This is a genomic window from Chitinophaga solisilvae, assembly GCF_009928525.1.
Taxonomy (GTDB): domain Bacteria; phylum Bacteroidota; class Bacteroidia; order Chitinophagales; family Chitinophagaceae; genus Chitinophaga; species Chitinophaga solisilvae.
This window is the reverse complement of the sequence record NZ_JAABOK010000012.1, coordinates 14,401-34,700: the sequence shown is the minus strand read 5'-3', so window position 1 is coordinate 34,700 and position 20,300 is coordinate 14,401. Positions and strand designations below refer to the sequence as shown.

Annotated in this window: 20 protein-coding genes and 1 tRNA gene; 10 read left to right on the top strand and 11 right to left on the bottom strand. The window is 46.8% G+C overall.

The features are described 5' to 3' along the window. Nucleotides 1–34 precede the first annotated feature (34 nt). From GWG06_RS22670 to GWG06_RS22650, 5 genes are all read right to left on the bottom strand, one after another. On the bottom strand, nucleotides 35–811 hold the full coding sequence (locus tag GWG06_RS22670) for an enoyl-CoA hydratase/isomerase family protein (RefSeq protein WP_127040634.1): 777 nt from the start codon (nucleotides 809–811) through the stop codon (nucleotides 35–37). A 180-nt stretch (nucleotides 812–991) separates the two neighbouring features. Next, complete coding sequence (locus GWG06_RS22665; protein ID WP_127040637.1) at nucleotides 992–2,173, bottom strand: S41 family peptidase; 1,182 nt, start codon at nucleotides 2,171–2,173, stop codon at nucleotides 992–994. A 29-nt stretch (nucleotides 2,174–2,202) separates the two neighbouring features. Continuing rightward, nucleotides 2,203–2,970, bottom strand: coding sequence for a porin family protein (locus GWG06_RS22660; protein WP_160716205.1), 768 nt, complete (start codon nucleotides 2,968–2,970; stop codon nucleotides 2,203–2,205). A 102-nt stretch (nucleotides 2,971–3,072) separates the two neighbouring features. Next, nucleotides 3,073–3,870, bottom strand: coding sequence for a hypothetical protein (locus tag GWG06_RS22655; RefSeq protein WP_160716203.1), 798 nt, complete (start codon nucleotides 3,868–3,870; stop codon nucleotides 3,073–3,075). A gap of 86 nt (nucleotides 3,871–3,956) precedes the next feature. Continuing rightward, on the bottom strand, nucleotides 3,957–4,376 hold the full coding sequence (locus GWG06_RS22650) for a cobalamin B12-binding domain-containing protein (RefSeq protein WP_127040646.1): 420 nt from the start codon (nucleotides 4,374–4,376) through the stop codon (nucleotides 3,957–3,959). A 109-nt stretch (nucleotides 4,377–4,485) separates the two neighbouring features. Here GWG06_RS22650 and GWG06_RS22645 point away from each other — a divergent pair, with 109 nt between their 5' ends. Further along, the gene (locus GWG06_RS22645; RefSeq protein ID WP_160716201.1) at nucleotides 4,486–6,153 is read left to right on the top strand and encodes a glutamine--tRNA ligase/YqeY domain fusion protein; all 1,668 of its coding nucleotides are present in this window, start codon (nucleotides 4,486–4,488) and stop codon (nucleotides 6,151–6,153) included. Between the two features lie 189 nt (nucleotides 6,154–6,342). Here the strand turns inward: GWG06_RS22645 and gltX are convergent, their stop codons facing one another. After that, nucleotides 6,343–7,872 carry a glutamate--tRNA ligase gene (gene gltX, locus GWG06_RS22640; protein WP_160716199.1) on the bottom strand — a complete coding sequence of 510 codons (1,530 nt, stop codon included), beginning with the start codon at nucleotides 7,870–7,872 and terminating at the stop codon, nucleotides 6,343–6,345. A gap of 68 nt (nucleotides 7,873–7,940) precedes the next feature. Between gltX and GWG06_RS22635 the strand changes: the two genes are divergently transcribed. Next, nucleotides 7,941–8,564, top strand: coding sequence for a polysaccharide deacetylase family protein (locus GWG06_RS22635; RefSeq protein WP_127040655.1), 624 nt, complete (start codon nucleotides 7,941–7,943; stop codon nucleotides 8,562–8,564). Between the two features lie 141 nt (nucleotides 8,565–8,705). On the opposite strand, the gene GWG06_RS22630 is transcribed toward GWG06_RS22635, so the two are convergent. Then, nucleotides 8,706–9,602 carry a hypothetical protein gene (locus GWG06_RS22630; RefSeq protein ID WP_160716197.1) on the bottom strand — a complete coding sequence of 299 codons (897 nt, stop codon included), beginning with the start codon at nucleotides 9,600–9,602 and terminating at the stop codon, nucleotides 8,706–8,708. Nucleotides 9,603–9,700: 98 nt separating this feature from the next. On the opposite strand from GWG06_RS22630, the gene GWG06_RS22625 reads away from it, so the two are divergent. The 4 genes from GWG06_RS22625 (at nucleotide 9,701) to GWG06_RS22610 (ending at nucleotide 12,589) form a co-directional block, all read left to right on the top strand. Beyond that, entirely contained in the window at nucleotides 9,701–10,471 is a 771-nt protein-coding gene (locus GWG06_RS22625) for a TatD family hydrolase (protein WP_160716195.1), read from the top strand. Between the two features lie 42 nt (nucleotides 10,472–10,513). Further along, a complete protein-coding gene (locus GWG06_RS22620) occupies nucleotides 10,514–11,554 on the top strand; it encodes an asparaginase (protein WP_160716193.1) in 1,041 nt (346 codons plus the stop codon). A 166-nt stretch (nucleotides 11,555–11,720) separates the two neighbouring features. Then, entirely contained in the window at nucleotides 11,721–12,413 is a 693-nt protein-coding gene (aqpZ, locus tag GWG06_RS22615) for an aquaporin Z (protein ID WP_127040667.1), read from the top strand. 89 nt (nucleotides 12,414–12,502) lie between these two features. Beyond that, a tRNA-Ser gene (locus GWG06_RS22610) sits at nucleotides 12,503–12,589 on the top strand. Between the two features lie 150 nt (nucleotides 12,590–12,739). On the opposite strand, the gene GWG06_RS22605 is transcribed toward GWG06_RS22610, so the two are convergent. After that, complete coding sequence (locus GWG06_RS22605) at nucleotides 12,740–13,009, bottom strand: hypothetical protein (protein ID WP_160716191.1); 270 nt, start codon at nucleotides 13,007–13,009, stop codon at nucleotides 12,740–12,742. Between the two features lie 748 nt (nucleotides 13,010–13,757). On the opposite strand from GWG06_RS22605, the gene GWG06_RS22600 reads away from it, so the two are divergent. Beyond that, nucleotides 13,758–14,387: a hypothetical protein gene (locus tag GWG06_RS22600; protein WP_160716189.1), complete on the top strand. Its 630-nt coding sequence runs from the start codon at nucleotides 13,758–13,760 to the stop codon at nucleotides 14,385–14,387. A 9-nt stretch (nucleotides 14,388–14,396) separates the two neighbouring features. Here GWG06_RS22600 and GWG06_RS22595 read toward each other — a convergent pair whose 3' ends face one another. Next, complete coding sequence (locus GWG06_RS22595; protein WP_160716187.1) at nucleotides 14,397–15,257, bottom strand: sigma-70 family RNA polymerase sigma factor; 861 nt, start codon at nucleotides 15,255–15,257, stop codon at nucleotides 14,397–14,399. Nucleotides 15,258–15,539: 282 nt separating this feature from the next. On the opposite strand from GWG06_RS22595, the gene GWG06_RS22590 reads away from it, so the two are divergent. Beyond that, a complete protein-coding gene (locus GWG06_RS22590; RefSeq protein WP_160716185.1) occupies nucleotides 15,540–16,253 on the top strand; it encodes a hypothetical protein in 714 nt (237 codons plus the stop codon). A gap of 29 nt (nucleotides 16,254–16,282) precedes the next feature. Here the strand turns inward: GWG06_RS22590 and GWG06_RS22585 are convergent, their stop codons facing one another. Further along, nucleotides 16,283–17,296 carry a LacI family DNA-binding transcriptional regulator gene (locus GWG06_RS22585; protein WP_160716183.1) on the bottom strand — a complete coding sequence of 338 codons (1,014 nt, stop codon included), beginning with the start codon at nucleotides 17,294–17,296 and terminating at the stop codon, nucleotides 16,283–16,285. Between the two features lie 104 nt (nucleotides 17,297–17,400). Between GWG06_RS22585 and GWG06_RS22580 the strand changes: the two genes are divergently transcribed. Both GWG06_RS22580 and GWG06_RS22575 read left to right on the top strand, forming a co-directional pair. After that, complete coding sequence (locus tag GWG06_RS22580) at nucleotides 17,401–18,288, top strand: inositol oxygenase family protein (RefSeq protein WP_127036059.1); 888 nt, start codon at nucleotides 17,401–17,403, stop codon at nucleotides 18,286–18,288. 137 nt (nucleotides 18,289–18,425) lie between these two features. Beyond that, complete coding sequence (locus GWG06_RS22575; RefSeq protein ID WP_160716181.1) at nucleotides 18,426–20,057, top strand: sodium/sugar symporter; 1,632 nt, start codon at nucleotides 18,426–18,428, stop codon at nucleotides 20,055–20,057. On the opposite strand, the gene GWG06_RS22570 is transcribed toward GWG06_RS22575, so the two are convergent. After that, nucleotides 20,058–20,297 (bottom strand): hypothetical protein, encoded by a 240-nt coding sequence (locus tag GWG06_RS22570; protein WP_202183097.1) that lies wholly within the window; start codon nucleotides 20,295–20,297, stop codon nucleotides 20,058–20,060. Nucleotides 20,298–20,300 lie beyond the last annotated feature (3 nt).

Genomic DNA, 20,300 nt, shown 5'->3' with positions numbered 1-20,300 from the left:
ATCTCAAATAATAAAATAATAAAATAGCAGGGGCTTATTCGCCGGTGAAGTTGGCCTGTCTTTTCTGGACGAAGGCGGCAGCGCCTTCCTGGAGGTCTTTGGTGGAGAAGCAGGCGGCGAATTCACGGATTTCTGCTTCGTATCCGTCCTGATCCTTGTCCAGGGCGGCGTTGACGCATTTAACCACGCGGGCTACCGCGAGTGGGGCTTTTGCCTGTATTTTCTGCAGGATAGCGATAGCTTTAGGCAGCAGCTCTTCCTGTTTTACAACGTGGTTAACAAGGCCCCATGACAATGCCTCTGCGGCAGTGATCATATCGCCGGTCATCATCAGCTCCATGGCTTTGCCTTTGCCGATGAGCTGTGTCAGGCGCTGAGTACCGCCATAGCCGGGGATAAGCCCCAGGTTCACTTCCGGCTGGCCGAATTTGGCATTTTCGCTGGCTATCCGGAAATGACATGCCATTGCCAGCTCACAACCTCCGCCCAGCGCAAAGCCGTTTACTGCTGCTATGATGGGCTTGGGAGAATTTTCAATATGATGAAAAACCACATGGCCGCTCTTGGCCAGCTCACCACCCTGTTTGGGCGACAAACTCAGGAACTCGCTGATGTCAGCGCCCGCCACAAAAGCCTTTTCACCGGAGCCGGTGAAAATAGCCCCCTTAATATTCCTGTTACTGTATACTTCATCCATTACCAAACCCAATTCCTGCATCATCAGCTGGTTAAGCGCATTCATCTTATCCGGACGATTGATAGTAATGATCAGTATATTTTTTTCCAGTTGCGTGGTTAATGTCTGGTACATAATTATATGGTTTATCACTGCAATTTAAGTGTTTTAAATAATTGCGAATTACGAATTGCGAATTACGAATGTAACCCGAAGATAAAAGCGAAGACCGAAGCAAATACATAAAAGTATATCGCTTCGGTCTTCGCTTTTATCTTCGGGTTACATTCGTAATTCGCAATTCGTAATTCGTAATTACTTAATCAGTCCTATTGCTGTTTCCAGCTGCCGGTCTATCTGCACATCGAGTTCTGCTTTGTTATATTTTACTTCTACATCAGGAGGGAAGCCTATACCTTCATATATCTTATTGTCCCTGTATCTGAATGTCAGGGAAGAAGTATATACTTCGTTCAGGAAAGCGGTTCCGAATCTGCCGCCATTGTAGAATTTGTTGCCGGTAAGCGGACCGTTCCCGCCCCAGGTGCGTTCTCCTACGAAATGCCCGTTGGGTAAGGTTTTAATGGCCATGGTGGTCATTTCAGCCATACTAACAGACCAGGCGTCTGCGAGGATAACGATAGGCACGGTGATAGCACGGGCATCTTTATGCGGCCTTACATAGGCGGGCGCCCAGGGAGAATAGTCCAGGCGGCCCATACCCATTTTGGAACGGGTAGCACCGATAGTGATAGGTTTATCAATCATACGGCCCACCAGGAAATCCAGGTCTTCCAGCGCACCGCCGCCGTTACCGCGCACATCAATGATAAGACCTTTGATATCGGTTTTATTCTTCAGTTTGTCAAAGAACCAGGTTTCCACTCTTTTCACCCCATTCATGGTGTCGGTGTTGAATAAGCCCTTCAAACGGAAATCTTTAAAATAGAAGTACAGGATATTACCGTTGATAGTGCCGGAAGTGGCTACAGACTGGGAACCATCGGGGAAGTTGGTAAATCCGCGAACACGGTCCGGGTCCAGGTATTTGGAGGTGATTACATTATAGAAATGCAGGATGCTGATACCGGGATGATAATTCGGGGAAGCTCTTTTACGCTGGTAAGCCGGATTGATAGAGGCAGAATCTGCCAGCCAGGTATCATTGAAAGAAAGGTCATAGTGCGAATCTACCAGTCCGGAAGTCATCTGTTTGAAATAGGTGTATGCTTTCTGAACATCAACAGAATCGTTGGCGTTGAGTTTGGCAAACAGGGGTTTGTAGGTTCTGTAAACGCGGTCCCAGTCAACGGTATCAATATCCCAGAAAACATAGTTGTTATTCATACCATTCCAGTAGGCGTCAAATATTTCATTAAAGTTGGCTTCTACGTACTGGCCCGGGTCATTGATCTGCGGAATGTCTTTACGGCATGATGTTACAGAGAACAGCAGTACCAGTGCTATCATATATTTATATGGAGACAGATGTTTCATCTTGATCTTATTAAACAGTGAATGAAAGTTTATTGTGCTTCAGTTTTGGCTTTGGCAGGGAAGAGCTGGCGGAAATTAACGAGGCAGCCGGCCTGTAAAACATAGGTATCGTTGTAGCGCGGAATCTGGTTAATCATATAGTTTTTCTGCTGATCTGATAAACCATAGTAGTAACGTGCTTCCGCGAAGATGCGGAATTTTTTATGCAGCAGGTATTCCACACCAGCGCCTGCTACGAGACCAAATTCCATACGGCGGTCACGGCGGCTGTCGAAGCTGTATTTCTCATCGTAGCGATAGGCATTGTTGTACTGGAAATAATTGTACGACTGCTGGTTATCCGGCACGCCTGTTCCGGGATCCATTACATTGGCCATGGCGCCCTTTACGCGGCCGGAAGCCCAGTAGGCAGCATATCCGCCGGCATTGAAGAAGCCTTTGAATTTAGTACCGCCAAAAGAAAAATGTGCCATCAACGGCAGCTGGATGTAGCTGTTGATACTTGTCTGATAGATACCTTCAAAGAAATGATCGCGGCGCAATTCGTAATTCTTCTGAATGTACGATGGGTCGGCCTGAATAGCAAGCCAGTCATTGAAATGATATTGCAGTACAAGGCCTGCAACAAATCCACTTTTTTCGTGGTACTGGGTAAAGGAGCGGTACCCTGCACTTGTTTTGAGATAGTTCCGGGTATAACCTCCGGAGATACCTACTTCAAACTGTGCCTGGGTGGTTTGGGTTAGCAGACTGCAACTTGCTAAGAGTGTGGCAAAAACAATTAGTGTTCTCTTCATAAAGCAGTGGTTTGGAGTTTTTGGTTCGGCTGATAAATAAAAAAAATCCCGTAGCTTAAGGATGCTACGGGAAAATGTAATGTAATATAATGAATTTGGCAACTAGTAGTTCACCTCAAACTCCGTCTTGCCACTTTTCATCTTCAGATAGTGTCTTTTCTTCTTTACCTTGAAATAATTCACCCCATCAAAATTGTAACCCAGCGTAACCAGTACCATATTGGCGTCCAGGTTCCTGTAGGGATATACTTTTGTGCCTTTATCACTGTAGTTAAAGTCGCGGTTGAAGAAGTTCTGCGGGTAATACTGCACTTTCAGACCGAAACCGGGGTTGATTCGGAATCCTGCGAATACAGAAGGCATCAGCAGGGGAGTACGGTCACTGAACCATTCGTTGAACTTGTGCTCTTTCCTGCCGTTTACGAACTGTTTTTCCTTATAGTTGACAGCCATATCAATTTCACCGCCTGCGAAAAAGAAGAAGGTGCCGCCGGTAACATCGCCTATTTTAAAGCCTACCGGTATACCAATGGTATACACGCGTTGCTTCAGCTTCAGGGAGTCCGTTGGTTTTGATATCAGACCGATATTTTTTATACCGAAGCCGGTAAATACCCCGAAATGGCGCGAGAAATCCTTATTGAAATTTGTCGAGTAGTTAAAAACGAAACTGAACCGGGGTATATTCCGCAGGTATTCTCCATTATCTTTCATCGATGCAAATGACACCATACCAGATAAGTTGGTGGTGACATACATTTTCTGCCGGTGTTTCGGATACTTGCCAAAAGAGATAGTTAACTTATCAGTGCCGGTGGTGGCAGTGGAATCTTTTTCCTGTGCATAAACGGTTGCAGTACACAATATCAGGAACAGGGCCGCTAATATTTTTCGGTTCATAAAATGGACGGTTGTGGTTTTATCAAGTACATATCCCACAAAAGACGACCAGGAAATACAAATGTTACGGTTACACGAAAAGTTTTTTAAAAATTTCTGTGGGAGGCTACCCAACCGGTGATGTATTCAGAAATATCTTTGGTGTTGGTTCCCGGCGGAAACAGTTTACCAACGCCCATTTCCTGCAGTTCCTGCATATCGGCGTCAGGGATAATACCGCCTCCGGTGAGGAGTACGTCGTTCAGCCCTTTTTCTTTCATAATGGCTATCACTTTAGGAAAAACAGTCATATGTGCACCAGACAGGATACTGATACCAATAGCGTCTACGTCTTCCTGGAGAGCGGCATTCACCACCATTTCCGGGGTTTGCCTTAACCCGGTATAGATTACTTCCATGCCCGCATCCCGGAGAGCGGCTGCAATAACTTTAGCGCCACGATCGTGACCATCAAGCCCCACTTTAGCAACCAGCACACGAACAGGACGATTTAACGGGTTGACCATTATCTTGAAAAATTAAGGTAGTAAAGATAGGGGATTCACTATTAAAAAGGTCAACGTTTCAGGCCAAAGGCTAATTTTATCTATCTTTGCAGACATATTAAAATTTCTTATGAGCGAAGAAAGGTCACTCAACTTTATTGAACAAATAGTAGAAGAAGACATCGCCAATGGCGTGAACGACGGCCGGGTACTTACCCGCTTCCCTCCGGAGCCTAATGGCTATCTGCACATTGGCCATGCCAAATCCATCGTCGTGAATTTCGGTATCGCGCAGCAATACAATGGCAAAACCAATCTCCGCTTCGATGATACCAATCCCGTTACTGAAGACACAGAATATGTGGAATCTATCAAAGCAGATATCAAATGGCTGGGCTTCACCTGGGATAAAGAACTGTATGCCTCCGATTATTTTGAGCAGCTGTATGCATTTGCTGTAAAAATGATCGAAAAAGGACTGGCATATGTAGAAGACGCTACCGCGGAAGAAATAGCTGCCGCCAAAGGCACCCCTACCACCCCCGGTACACCTACTCCTGCCAGAAGCAGATCCGTAGCCGAAAACCTGGACCTCTTCCAGCGTATGCGCAACGGCGAATTCAAAGACGGCGAAAAAACCCTGAGAGCCAAAATAGACCTGGCCTCTCCGAATATGCACATGCGCGACCCGCTCATGTACCGCATCAAACATGCACACCATCACCGTACCGGCGACAAATGGTGTATCTATCCGATGTATGACTTCGCCCACGGGCAGAGCGACAGCATCGAACAGATCACACATTCCCTCTGTACACTGGAATTTATACCGCACCGGCCGCTCTACGAATGGTTCATCAATGAACTGGAAATATTCCCCAGCCACCAGTACGAATTTGCCCGTTTCAATATGTCCTATACGGTCATGAGTAAACGAAAACTGAAACAGCTGGTGGAAGAAAAAATTGTGGCCGGCTGGGATGACCCCCGCATGCCAACACTCAGTGGACTGCGCCGCCGGGGATACACCCCTTCCAGCATACGCAACCTGTGCGAACGCGTGGGCCTGCAGAAACGCGAATACATGATTGACTTCAGCCTGCTGGAATTCTGCATCCGGGAAGAACTGAACAAAAGCGCCAACCGCGTCATGGCCGTGCTGGATCCGGTTAAACTGGTTATCACCAACTACCCGGCAGACAAAGTAGAAATACTTACTGCTGAAAATAACCCGGAAGACGAAAGCGCAGGATCACGTCAGCTGTACTTCAGCAATACGCTCTACATTGAAAGGGAAGACTTTATGGAGAACCCTCCTAAAAAATTCTTCCGCCTCGGCCCCGGCCTGGTGGTACGCCTTAAAAACGCCTACGTCATCCAGGGAGAAAGCGTGGAAAAAGATGCGGATGGCAACATCACCACCATCTACGCTACCTACCTGCCTGGCACCAAGAGCGGTGAAGAAAACAGCAACATGACCGTAAAAGGTACCATCCACTGGGTAAGCGCCGAACACGCCGCCAGCGCCGAAGTACGCCTTTACGACCGCCTTTTCACCTCAGAGAACCCTGGCAGCGAAGAAGGCGACTTCAAAACCTTCATCAACCCGGACTCCCTGCAGGTTATCCGCAACGCCATGGTAGAACCCGCACTGCTGCAGGCCAGCCCCGGCGACCGCTTCCAGTTCATGCGCAAAGGCTACTTCACCGTAGATGCCGATAGCACGCCTGAAAAGGTTGTCTTTAACCGGACAGTGACACTGAAGGATGCGTGGGCAAAGGAAAAAGCGAAAAGCTGAGAGAAGAATTGCGAATTACGAATGATAAGCGGAGATAGAAGCGAAGGGTAAGCGTAATAAAAGATAAAAGCAGAAGCCGTTTGGATAGTCCAAACGGCTTCTGCTTTTAATTTTATGTGAATGCTATACGTTGAAATCTTTGCTTCTATCTCCGCTTATCATTCGTAATTCGTAATTCGCAATTCGTAATTACTTAAAAGCCTCCAATCCCTTGGCAATCCTCGCCTTCGTCTCTTCTATGCCTAAGGTGGCAGCAATGTCAAACACAGGAGGGCCGAATTTGCCACTGGTCAGCATAATGCGGAATGGCAGCTGCAGTTCGCCCATTTTGATATTCTTTTCTGCAGCCAGTGCTTTGAAGCTGGCTTCCAGCTCAGGAGCAGTAAAGGATGACAGGCTGGCCAGCTGTTCAGACCAGGCAGTGAAGAAGGCTTCTTTATCGGCGTTCCACTTAGGTTTCACGGAGGCTTCATCATAGCTCAGCGGAGTCTGGAAGAAGAAGAATCCGTGGTCCCATATTTCGTTGATCACGTGGCAGCGTTCTTTTACAAGACCGGCAACGGTGGCTACGTAGGCAGGATCGGCAGTAATACCTTTTTCTGCCAGTACCGGCTGGAAAAGGGCTGCCAGGCTTTCATTGTCTTTGCGCACCAGGTACTGATGGTTGAACCATTTCGCCTTTTCGAAGTCGAATTTGGCGCCGGCCTTATGTACCCGTTCGATAGAAAATTTCCGGATCAGTTCCTCCAGGGAGAATATTTCCTGTTCGGTACCATCGTTCCAGCCCAGCATCACCAGCATATTGATGAATGCTTCCGGCAGGAAGCCCAGCTCACGGAAGCCTTTGGTAAATTCGTTGCTGCGGGGATCTGTCCAGTTCATAGCGTACACCGGGAATCCCAGGCGATCGCCATCGCGCTTGCTGAGCTTTCCGTTGCCGTCAGGCTTCAGGATCAGCGGCAGATGCGCCCACTGCGGCATATCTGCTTCCCAGCCGAGGTATTTCCACAGCAGCAGGTGAACAGGAGCTGATGGCAGCCACTCCTCCCCACGGAAAGCATGGGTGATTTTCATCAGGTAGTCATCAACCACCACCGCGAGGTGATAGGTAGGCATACCGTCAGCTTTCAGCAAAACTTTATCATCTACCTGATTAGTATTGAAAGTAACTTCTCCCCGTACCATATCGGTGAAGATCAGTTCTTCATTGGCAGGCATATTAATACGGATAACATGCGGCGTATTCTTTGCCAGCAACTCCTGCACTTCCGCGTCAGGAAGAGTGAGAGAGTTACGCATTTTCTGTCTTACCACATGGTTGTACTGCGGCGACGGGTTTTCCGGCGTTTTCAGCCGTTCGCGCATGCCTTCCAGTTCTTCCGGGGTATCAAATGCATAATAGGCGTGGCCGGATTGTACCAGCTGCTCAGCATACTGACGATACAGCGCTTTGCGTTCACTCTGGCGGTAAGGCGCATAAGGGCCGCCCGCCGCAGGGCTCTCATCAGGCGTAAGACCGCACCAGCGCAAACATTCATTGATGTATTCTTCCGCGCCGGGTACATAGCGGGTTTGGTCTGTATCTTCAATACGCAGTACAAAATCGCCTTTGTGCTGCTTTGCAAACAAATAATTGAACAATACAGTGCGCACACCTCCAAGATGTAGGCCACCAGTAGGGCTGGGGGCAAAACGCACTCTTACTTTTTTGTGATCCATAGACCGCAAATATAGGAATTCGCCATTAGCTTTCAGCGCTTTCGTATATTGCAATCTAATCAGGCTATATGTTCTATCTTACCAAAACTCCCGGCATACTGAAAGCCCTGTACAAAAGCTGTATCTGGAACTTCTCTCCGGCGGCAAATACCGTCTACCTTACCTTCGATGACGGCCCGCATCCTGAAGCCACTCCCTTCATCCTGGAACAGCTGGCAAAATATGAGGCGAAAGGTACCTTTTTCTGTATCGGGAAAAATGTTGTGGAACATCCTGCTATCTATCAGCAGATCCTGGAAGCCGGACACAGTACCGGTAATCATACCCATAATCATGTCAACGGCTGGAAAACCGGCACAGACAAATACATAGAGAATATACTGGAAGCCAGAAAATACATTACCTCCAACCTGTTCCGCCCGCCATACGGCAGAATTACCCCTTTCCAGATCAAACAGCTGAAAAAAACCATTCCGGAAGTAAAAATTATTATGTGGGATGTACTCAGCGCTGACTTCGATCAGGAGATAGACGGGGAAACCTGTGTGCAAAATGTAGTATTCAAAATGCAGCCCGGCTCCATCATCGTTTTCCATGACAGCACCAAAGCCTGGGACAGGATGTCGTATGCGCTGCCGCGTGTATTGGAATATTGCAGGAAGATGAAGTTTGAAATGGCGGGGATAAAATAATTACGAATTACGAATTGCGAATTGCGAATGAAGAAGCGAAGAGCTAAACGTAGATTAAAGGCGATAACTAAAAATCATCCTCCTCAATCTACGTTTAGCTCTTCGCTTCTTCATTCGTAATTCGCAATTCGTAATTCGTAATTATTTCAAACTGATTTCTTTCACCTTATCGCTATTCACCACAATCGTCGCCTTATTATCGCACACGCCATTACCGTAGTCTATTACAGCGCTGATGCTGTTAAATTCGACTTTCAGCTGGCCCTGGCTGATCCAGGCGCAGGCGGCGGCTTTCAGGAGGGGGCTGAGGGTGGCGATGGTAGCAGAACCGGCGGGTCCGCCTTTTTCGTAGCTGAGGGAAGCGCTGCCGGTGATGTTGTAAGTATCATCATCAGGGGTAGGTGAGCCTATTCCCTGTACCTGTTTCACTGTTTTTTTGCTGTTGTAGCCTACGATGAGGGAGTCTCCATAGCTTACTTTACCGCCGGTGATTTCGGTGGTGTATTGAACGCCGGAGGTGAGATCCAGGGTGATATCGTAGATAGAATCCTTGCCGGATACAGGGATACCGTTGTATTTGTAGTTCTCGGTGTGGATGCCTATACGGGCGTTGGGCGCGAACAGCCTGCCGGACATGTAGATAATCAGCTTACCGCTGCGGGTAACGCCGAAATTATCCTTGCAGGCATCGCCATAGTCTACGGAGATGCGCTTGGGCCACACGTTAACATCGGTACTGCTGATGATAACAGACGGGCATGCCAGCTGATTGGCATAATCTTCCGTGAAAGATGCCTGTCTGCCGGTAATCACCTGCCCCTGACTTTTGGCTATGATGGCCATTGACGTGAACATATCACCGTAGATAGCGTTAATCTGTGTTTCATGCGAGGCCACCAGGAGGGTGTTATTATCGTTTTCATTGGCCCCTGCTGTATCGGTGGTCACTTCTTTCTTACAGGCAAAGAAAATAGTTGCGATGGCAACTGCTGCGATGGTCCATGCCAGCACACGATTTGTACTGAAATAGCTTTTCATAGTATAGTTTTTTAAATTAGGTTTTTCAGGCTTTCTTTGTATCGCTAAAGGTAGGCATTAAACATTAAAAAAAATAGGAATTTAATAAATAAATTATCATGTTCTGGATCGATACGCATGCACATTTATATTCGGATGAGTTTCTGACTGACCAGCAGGCCATGATCCAACGCGCTATAGATGCGGGGGTGACCAGGCTGCTGCTGCCTAATATAGATGAATCTTCCATCAACGGGATGCTCATGCTGGAAGCGGCATGGCCTGAAAACTGTTTTGCCATGATGGGGCTGCATCCGTGTTATGTGCGGAAAGAAGTGGAACCGCAGCTGCGGCTGATCAAAGACTGGCTGAAACAACGTCCGTTCAGGGCTATCGGGGAAATAGGGCTGGACTTCTACTGGGATAAAAGCCTTACCGAACAACAGCTGCATGCCTTCAGGGTACAGCTGCAGCTGGCCAAAGAGTATAAGCTGCCTGTTTCCATCCACAGCCGGGAGGCTACACGGGAATGCATAAACGAAGTAAAAGCCCTGCAGGACGGAGGGCTCAGCGGCGTATTCCATTGCTTCTCCGGCACGCTGGAAGAAGCCAGGGAAATCATAGACCTGGGCTTTTACCTGGGCATAGGAGGCGTGGTCACCTTTAAAAAATCGGGGCTGGACCAGCTGCTGGAACATATTCCGCTGGAAAATATTGTACTGGAAACAGACGCACCCTACCTGGCGCCAACACCTTACCGCGGCAAAAGAAACGAAAGTGCCTATATCCCCCTGATAGGTGAAAAGATAGCGGATATAAAAAATCTAAAAATCGAAGAAGTAGCCGGTATAACAAGCAGTAATGCCCAGAAATTATTCAAAATGCTCTAACCTTTTAGTAGATACCTTTGCAGGCAACTGGCAGTAAGCACAATGAGTAAAATATTGATTATTTACACGGGCGGTACAGTAGGTATGATCTACGACGATAAGACGAAAGCCCTCCGTCCGATTGGTTTTAATGAAATCAGAAACAACCTGCCGGAATTATACCGGATGGGCATAGACTTCTACGTATATGCGTTCAATCCGCCGATTGATTCGTCTGACATGCAGCCGGAAATATGGGTGGAACTGGCCAGCATTATTGAAGACCGGTACGACCGCTACGACGGATTTGTGATTCTGCATGGCTCCGATACCATGGCATTTACCGCGTCGGCACTGAGCTTTATGCTGGAGAACCTCTCCAAACCCGTTATCCTGACCGGCTCACAGCTCCCTATCGGAAAAATCCGTACAGATGCCAAGGAAAATATTATCACTGCCATGGAAATAGCCTGCTCCCGCCATGCCAATGGCAGCAAGGCTTCTATGGTGCCGGAAGTATGTATTTATTTCGACTTCTCCCTGTTCCGCGGCAACCGTTCCAAAAAATATAATGCGGAAAAATTTGAGGCCTTCTATACCATGAATTATCCGCAGCTGGCAGAAGCAGGCATCGATATTAAATTCAAGCACCAGTTTATACTCCCGCAGCCCGAAGCGCCGTTAAAAGTGCACAAGGAGCTGGAAACAAACATTACCGTGCTGAAACTGTTTCCGGGTATTACCCGCAAGGCAGTGGAAGCCATACTGAGCGTACCGGGGCTGAAAGGCGTTATTATGGAAACCTTTGGCAGCGGTAACACCACCACACAGTCCTGGTTCACCGAAAGCCTGAAAAAGGTGATAGACAACGGGGCTATCATTGTGGACATCACCCAGTGTGATGGCGGCTCCGTGGAACTGGGTAAATACGAAACCAGTCAGCACCTCACCAACATAGGCGTAGTAAGCGGCCACGATATGACCTTTGAGGCAGCAGTCACCAAACTGATGTTTGTACTGGGTCAGGGATTATCGCCGGAAGAGACCAGACGACTGATAGAAACTCCGCTGAGAGGGGAGTTAACACCGATAGAAACATATTGAAGCAGTATAACCATGATGAATCAGCGGAAGATCTTTGTCTTCCGCTTTTTTATTTTCAAATATTTTACGGTAAATTTATTTGGTCATGTTGTTGAGTGCTAAGTAGTTGATAACCCCTATTATCCCTGATACACAAATATTTCAATTCACCACAAAATCCATTGCTATGCAGGTTTCCTTATCTCAAAAGTGTTTTGCTGAATTTATTGGTACGTTCGTGCTGGTGTTGATTGGTTGCGGCAGTGCCGTACTGGCGGGTGCACATGTAGGTTTTTTAGGCATTGCCTTCGCCTTCGGTTTGTCGGTGCTTACGATGGTATACGCTATCGGGCACATCTCCGGATGTCATATCAATCCGGCCATTACGATCTCCATGCTCACTACCGGCAAAATTTCCGGTAAGGATGCAGGCGGTTATATTGTATCCCAGATAGCCGGCGCTATCGCTGCTGCGGCAGTGCTGTACTTTATAGCCCAGGGCAGAGCCGAATATACCCTGGCGGCCAACGGCCTGGGACAGAACGGCTATGGCGACGCCTACAACGATAAATATTCCCTGGCGGCCGCCCTTACTTTTGAGATTGTGTTCACCGCCATCTTCCTGGTGGTTATACATGGCGCTACCAGCAAAAGTAACGGCAACGGCGCGCTGGCCGGCGTAGCTATCGGTCTGTCGCTGACCATGATCCATATCGTGGGTATCCCCATTACCGGCGTATCCGTAAACCCGGCCCGCAGTATCGGACCAGCCCTTTTTGCCGGTGGCGACGCCCTTTCCCATCTCTGGGTATTTATCGTAGGACCCATAGTGGGCGGGGTTATTGGCGGATGGATCTGGAAGATGTACGATAAAGCATAAAAAATTCTTGGAAATATTAATGAAAGGATTATCTTTGCAACCCTGAAACGGAAACTCAACCCTTCCATCAATGTTTCAGAGATAATCACGGAGAAGTGCAGGAGTGGTTGAACTGGCACGCCTGGAAAGTGTGTATAGGTGAAAGCCTATCAAGGGTTCGAATCCCTTCTTCTCCGCAAGCTTTAAAGCTCTGGTAACGCAAGTTATCAGGGCTTTTTTGTTTTGGGGGCAGGAAAGCCTGAATTCAGGCAATACAGTTGCTCATAGTGGGGAAGTAACCATCACTAGCTTGGTGGATGGCAGAATAATCAGTCATTACAGGAAATTTATCTAGCCTGTTCGTCTGTAAAATTCAGAAAATCATCCTCATTTTTCAATGCTTTAGGCAGATAGTCCTTTGCAGTAGATAATATATATTCCCAATCTTCTACAGCTATTTCAATATCTTTACCTGAAGCGTAGAATTTAAAAGATACTTCTTTATCGCCTGAGATGGCTACCTCTAAAAAAGGCTTTGTACTATCTTTTAAAAAGACTTCTAAATAGGGATAATCAGCATTAACATCCCCAATTTTTTCTATTCTTATATTTTTCATAGAATCAAATCATCTTATTCCTCTAAAACCTATGAAAGTTCCGTCTAATCCCCTACTTGCCGCATTACCATTTGGCAAAGTATGAGTAATCTTATAACGTTAGCCATTATTGATTCATATTTAAAGATATTTTTTAAAAATGTCTTCACCATTATACAGAACGTTATAAGGGCTATTTTCATCCAGAATGGAAACAACAATTTTACCTTCATCCATAGTTATTCTTAACTGAACAGTTTCCAAATTAGCCCTGGTCTCAATAAGTACCTCCTGCTTAATTGGGAGATCGAACGTAAAACATTCCGGCTCGTGTATTATCTCCATTTCGGTATCAGAACTATTTAGAATCTTAAAACTTGTTTTTGGATTCATTTGAAATATCATTAATTGTTAAAAAAGTTCTTGCTAATTTAATTGCTGGGTTTCTTCTTACAATAGCTGCTGGGTTAAACGCTCAATTTAATTGGGTTTTTACAATTTGATCATTATAAGCTCTTGTTAATTCGACTACCTTTCCTTTTGTCCATCTATTATTTAATAGTTCTTCTTTTAGTAAAATCAGAAATAGATTTTGTCAAATTTGTTTTAGTTCCCCATCCAAAAAATTAAGAAGCTGTCTTTGTTGTATAACCATTAGAATTTAGCATCCTGGTTAAACTTGTACCTCTGGTGGCAGCCCTTCAGATTTTCCCTCGCATCACTGTCACAAAACCTGCCTTTATCTCTCTATACCTGAAAAGGCATACTCATGAAACAATTAACTATTTCAGGATCAGCTATCAGGAAACTGCATTACATTTCCGGTATAACCCTTTCTCTGTTCATCTCCATTCACTTGCTAAACCACCTGTTTGCACTGGCTGGTCCGACGGCACATATAGCCTTAATGGAAAAATTAAGAAAAGTGTACCGGCACCCTGTGATTGAAACCATACTGTTGCTGGCAGTGCTGACACAGGTAGTATCGGGTATAAGATTACTGTTTAACCGGCAAAGAAAACTAATGGCCGAAAGCATACAAATCTATTCAGGCATGTATCTTTCATTCTTTTTAATCGTTCACGTCTCTGCCGTTATCGCAGGCCGGCTCATGGCACACCTGGATACTAATTTCTATTTTTCGGGGGCAGGACTTAATCTATATCCCGTCAACCTATTCTTTATACCCTACTACTTTCTCAGCGTTTGCGCTATCAGTCTGCACATTGCCTCCCTGCACTACCTGAAAACAAAGTCCGGATGGAGTGCCGGACTGATAGGCGCGGCTGGTCTTACAGCTGCTTTACTCATCATTGTAGCACATACCAATAACTTCAAGTGGTGGGAAATCCCCTTTGAATATCGGGCATTTATAGAAAAATATTCCGGGAAGGGATAATGTACGCACTCATACCACAAATTTCATCTTGCAGGGGTTTCTGATCATATATATTTCGCTGATGCGGTTACTATCATCAAACAGTGGAATCATGACTGTATCAAGGCTGATGGTCATTGAATTCTCTATCAGAACCCCTGTTTCAAGATTCACCTTTCTGATGCTGTAAGACAAGGCGTTGCCGAATTTATTGGCAATGCCTGTCAGGTAAGCAATAACACCAGCCTGCCCGGCAACAGGTTTAAGTGCGGCCGCGACTTTACCGCCACCATCGGCAAAAATGGTGATCTCCTTCGAGAGATATGTTTCCAGCCATTTAACATCTCCGGTGGCACATGCTGTCAGAAAAGCCCTGGTCATTTCTTCCTGGTCCTGCCGGGACGGGCTATATCTGACTTTACCTGTTTGCAGCTTTTCCTTTGCACGGTGCAGGTGCTGCCGGCAATTATCCTGGCTGATGTTTACCAACGAAGCGATTTCATCGTAATCGTAATCAAAACTTTCACGCAGTAAAAAAACAGCCCTTTCTGTGGCATTGAGTTTCTGCAACAGCACCAACAGCGCATAGGAGACATCATGCTGCTGTAAATCCGGAAAACGTTCATAAATAACAGGTTCAGGAAGATTAATTCCGGGATATGAAATACCCTTTCTTTTATTTAATACCGCAAAACATCTGTGAATCACGGAACGAACCAGGTACCGTTCCGGCTCCAGGATCTGGTTAAGCGGCTGCATGGAAAAAGAGAGATATACATCATTCAGAATATCCTCGGCATCACATGCACTCTCCGTCATTTTATATGCTAATCCATGCAATCCGGACTTTTGTTCCAAAAAAAATGACAGGTGATCCCGATGTTGTGTCATACTATTAAACTGGTTTGATATCAAAACTAATGCTGATTATCGGTGAGAATGCAGATTTTTTTTCAGAGATCAGTATTATAACTTCTGCATATACGGAAAGCGATTCTTGTCGGCGGTATACCAATTCCGGTGCTGCAGGTAAAAAATATACACAAATTCTTTTTTCAATCGTCTTTAAGAAAAATCTCCAGCTATCCTGCCGGCAGTAAGATGGCAGGGGAAAAAATTAAATTATCTAGAAAAATATCACTTAACATTACATTCTCATTTATTATTTCAACCATGGAAAAGTTATTAAAAGAAGTCCGCTTCCTCAAAATCTACTCGCTGACGCTCACTGCTGTTCTCGCCTTCTTCATTTTCATGTCTTTCCGCGCTGACTATGCTAAACAGCGCTTCCAGGAAATTGATGTGGAACGTATCAATGTCCGTGAAAAAGACGGCACCATCCGCCTGGTGCTCTCCAATGCAGAAAGACAACATCCCGGCGCCATGGACGGCAAGGAAAATGCTCCACGCCGCCGGCAGGCTGGGCTGTTGTTCTTCAACGATCAGGGCGATGAATGCGGGGGCCTCGTATATGGCGCCGATAAGAAAGAAGGCGCCGGTATGGTGTACTCTGTGGATCAGTATAAGAATGACCAGATTATGCAGCTGCAGTATTCCCAGGACATGGAAGGAAAAGACAAACAGCGTAGCTATGGCCTGAAAATGTGGGACCGCTCAGACGATTTTCCGATCGCTAAACTCGTGCATGTATTCGATTCTCTCGAAGCCCTGAAAAATGAGGCTGTCATGAATGCGGAAGTAAAAAAACTGCGGGATGCCGGTCTGCTGCCTACTGAGCGCTTATTTGTAGGCAAAACCGTTGCCGGCAGTTATGGCCTGTTCATCAGGGATGAAAAAGGAAAGCCAAGAATAAAAATCTATATCGACAAAAACAATCAGGCGAAATTAGAAGTGCTGGACGAAAACGGCAAAGTCGTACCACAGTAAAATCATTTATCCTGGCCTGTTTCCGCAGGTCAGGATTTTTTTGTTGAATCCCTGATGACCAGCTCTGAAGGAATAACTACTGCTTCCGCCTGCCGGACCGGCTTCTTTTCCAGCTGCCTTAACAGTAATTCGGCTGCAGTTTTCCCCATCTCAAATGCAGGCTGTGTAATGGTTGTCAGCGAAGGCTGCAGAATAGTCGCGATTTCCAGGTTGGAGAAACATACCAGCTTAACGTCAGCGGGCATACGAAGTTGCAATGCCTGGCATACCTGGTATACGGTAGTTGTCAGTTTTTCCATAGATGCCACAATACCGTCCGGCGGTGTTGCCTGCTGTAACAGCTTCTTCACCAGTTTATAATTTACTGCCGGGTCAGCGGTACAGGAGATCATATTTTTCCGGGTAGCAGCAAGCCCGTATTCCTGCAGGGCATGCTGGTAACCAGCCCTGCGGTGATGGCTGATAGACAGTGTTTCAGACATTCCCAGGAAGGCAATACGCCGGCATCCGTTCTGTATCAGGTGCCTGGCAGCGGTATATCCGCTGTGATAATCATCCGTCAATACCTTCGCTACCGGCAGTTCTTCCAGGGCACGGTCAAAAAATACCACAGGAATATCCTGTGCCATCAGCTGCCGGATATGCTGCCCGTCCGTTGTTTCACGGGATACCGACATCAGCACACCATCCACCCGGCCACTGTAGAATTCCTTCATTATAGCCGATTCTGCGGCAAAACTCTCATGGGTAAGGTAAATGAGCACATGATACCCTTTCGCCTTCACAGCAGCCTCTATTCCGTTGATAGCAAGCGAAAAGAAACTGTCTGCCACCTCCGGAATAATCACGGCTATATTTTTACTTTTCTTTCCCCGCAGGCTGCTGGCATAGGCATTAGGCGTATACTGCAGCCGGGCGGCCATCTCCAGCACCCGTTGCTTGGTAGCCGCACTGATCTCATAGCTGTCGCGCAATGCTTTGGAAACGGTAGACGAGGACAGGTTCAGCTCCTGCGCCAACGCTTTTATATTCACCTTTTTCATCGTACTAAATCTACGAAACCGGTTTCGTAAATAAAACCCGCGCTTTCGGTGAAACTTCTGCCTGAATTGCCGAAATTTAAAGTGAAATATAAAACCAGTCCGCCATGGAGCAGCCACGTTCATTCTCAGAAAAAGAAATCAATCCGTTAGAAAGCCTTGACCAGTGGGAAGATGCCGTACTGGAAAGATACCCGTCTCCTGAAAGCATTGCTGCCGGGAAATCCACAGATGAATACCGGAACTACGACAACCCGGAAAGAGATACCGTGCGCGAATTCTACCGCCTGAACCATACTTATCAGACATACGATTTTGTAACACAGAAAAGAGCAGATTTTCTGCAGTTCAATAAAAAGGAAATGCCCGTATGGGATGCCTTCAACTTCCTGAACCAGCTGGTAGACGACTCCGATCCGGATACCGACCTGGATCAGTTCCAGCACCTGCTGCAAACATCGGAAGCCATCCGGAACGACGGCCACCCCGACTGGATGGTGCTTACCGGCCTGATGCACGATATGGGTAAAGTACTCTGCCTCTTCGGAGAACCACAATGGGCCGTTGTGGGTGATACCTTCCCCGTTGGATGCCCCTATTCCGATAAAGTGGTTTACCCGGAATATTTCCGCAACAACCCCGACTATAACAAACCGGAATACCAGGAAGGCACCGGCATATATTCCAGCGGCTGCGGCCTCCGCAACGTACACCTCTCCTGGGGGCACGATGAATACGTGTACCAGATGATGAAAAATCACCTGCCCGAACAGGGACTGTACATGCTGCGCTATCACTCCTTCTACGCCTGGCACCGCGAAGGCGCCTACGAATACCTGCTCGATGACCACGACCGCGAAATGCTCAAATGGGTGAAACTCTTCAACCCATACGACCTGTATTCCAAAAACCCGGTGCCGCCGGACTGGAATAAGCTGCGTCCTTACTACGAAGATCTTGTAGCCAAATATTTACCCGACACCTTAAAATTCTGACTATTCTTATCTGAAAAACCCGTCACCTTTATTTTTTTCTGACAGTGCAAGTGTGTTCCCCCTTTGGGGGAACGGAGAAATAAGTGTATCTTATCCATATCAACCATCAACTGAATTCCACCACTTATCCAACTTACATGAATAAGCTGCAACTAGCTGATTACATCGTTTTCTTCATCTACTTTATTGCCATTGCAGCCTACGGCTGTTACGTATATCAACGGAAGAAAGCCGCCAGCACCAGTTCCAAAGATTTTTTCCTCGCGGAAGGCTCCCTTACCTGGTGGGCTATCGGTGCCTCGCTGATTGCTTCCAATATCTCAGCAGAACATTTTATCGGGATGTCCGGCTCCGGATTTGCACTCGGGCTGGCTATTTCCACCTACGAATGGATGGCGGCCGCCACGCTCATCATCGTTGCCGTATTCTTCATTCCCGTGTACCTCAAAAATAAAATCTATACCATGCCGCAGTTCCTGGCGCAGCGGTATAATGATAAGGTCAGTACCGTAATGGCGGTATTCTGGCTGCTGGTATATGTTTTCGTGAACCTTACCTCCATCATCTATCTCGGTGCACTGGCCATTGCTTCCATCTCCGCCATTCCCTTTGAATGGTGTATTGCGGGCCTGTGCATATTTGCCGTGATCGTTACGCTGGGAGGCATGAAAGTAATCGGTTATACAGATGTTGTGCAGGTACTGGTATTGATTATCGGCGGACTGGTAACCACCTATCTTGCGCTGTCACTGCTGGCAGAAAAAACAGGTCATGGCAGCAATATCATCAAAGGGTTATCTGTACTGAGAAAAGAAGCGCCCACGCATTTTCATATGATCTTTGATAAAAGTAATCCCTACTATAAAGATCTTCCCGGCCTTTCTGTATTGATCGGCGGTATGTGGATCAACAATCTTGCCTACTGGGGATGTAATCAATATATTACACAACGCGCACTGGGAGCCAGTCTGCCTACCGCTCGGAAAGGAATCCTGTTTGCCGCCTTCCTTAAATTACTCGTACCTGTCATTGCAGTATTGCCCGGTATCGTTATGTATGTACTGCATAAAAACGGGATGTTCCAGCAGGAGATGACAGATGCTGCAGGTCATATCAAACCGGACCACGCTTATCCTACGCTGATGAATCTTTTACCACCAGGACTGAAAGGCGTTGCCTTTGCGGCGCTCACCGCCGCTATTGTCGCTTCGCTTGCCGGTAAGGCCAACAGTATTTCCACTATTTTTTCACTGGATATTTACAGAAAGTTCTTTCATCGGGAAGCATCAGAACAGCAGCTTGTCAGGGTAGGCAGATGGGCGGTGATCGTTGCCATGCTGCTCGCCGCCATTGTTACGCCCCTGCTGCGTTCCCTGGATCAGGCATATCAGTTCATTCAGGAATATGTGGGCTTTATTTCTCCCGGCGTACTCGCTATCTTCCTGCTGGGATTCTTCTGGAAACGCACTACTGCCGCGGCTGCCCTCACCGGCGCATTGCTGACCATCCCTGTTTCTACCGTGCTCAAATTCCTGCCCGTATGGACAAACGGCGCCTTTCCCGATTATCCGTTCCTCGACAGGATGTCGATAACATTCGGATTAATTGTGGCTATCATGATAGTGATGAGTTTACTGAAACCAAGGCAGGACGATGATGCGCATACAATAGAAGTAGATACTTCCCTGTTCCGGACTTCCGCCGGATTTGTAGTAGCCTCCGTGATTATTATTGGTATTCTTGCCGCGTTATATACCGTGTTCTGGTAATTACTGCCCTTCGGCACGATGCCGGATTACCTGCAGGATGTTCTGCTGAATGTCCTTCATGATCCACGACGCCCACCAGCTGGCATAAAAGTTAAAGCTGGTGGCCAGTTTGAAATGACTATAGAGATGCAGTCTGCAAATGCCGCCAGATAAAGGTTCCAGCTCATACGTTCCATCTAGTGCAGTTACAATATTTTCCGGTACTGGTTGAAACAGCACCGGAAAATAACGTATAGTCATTTC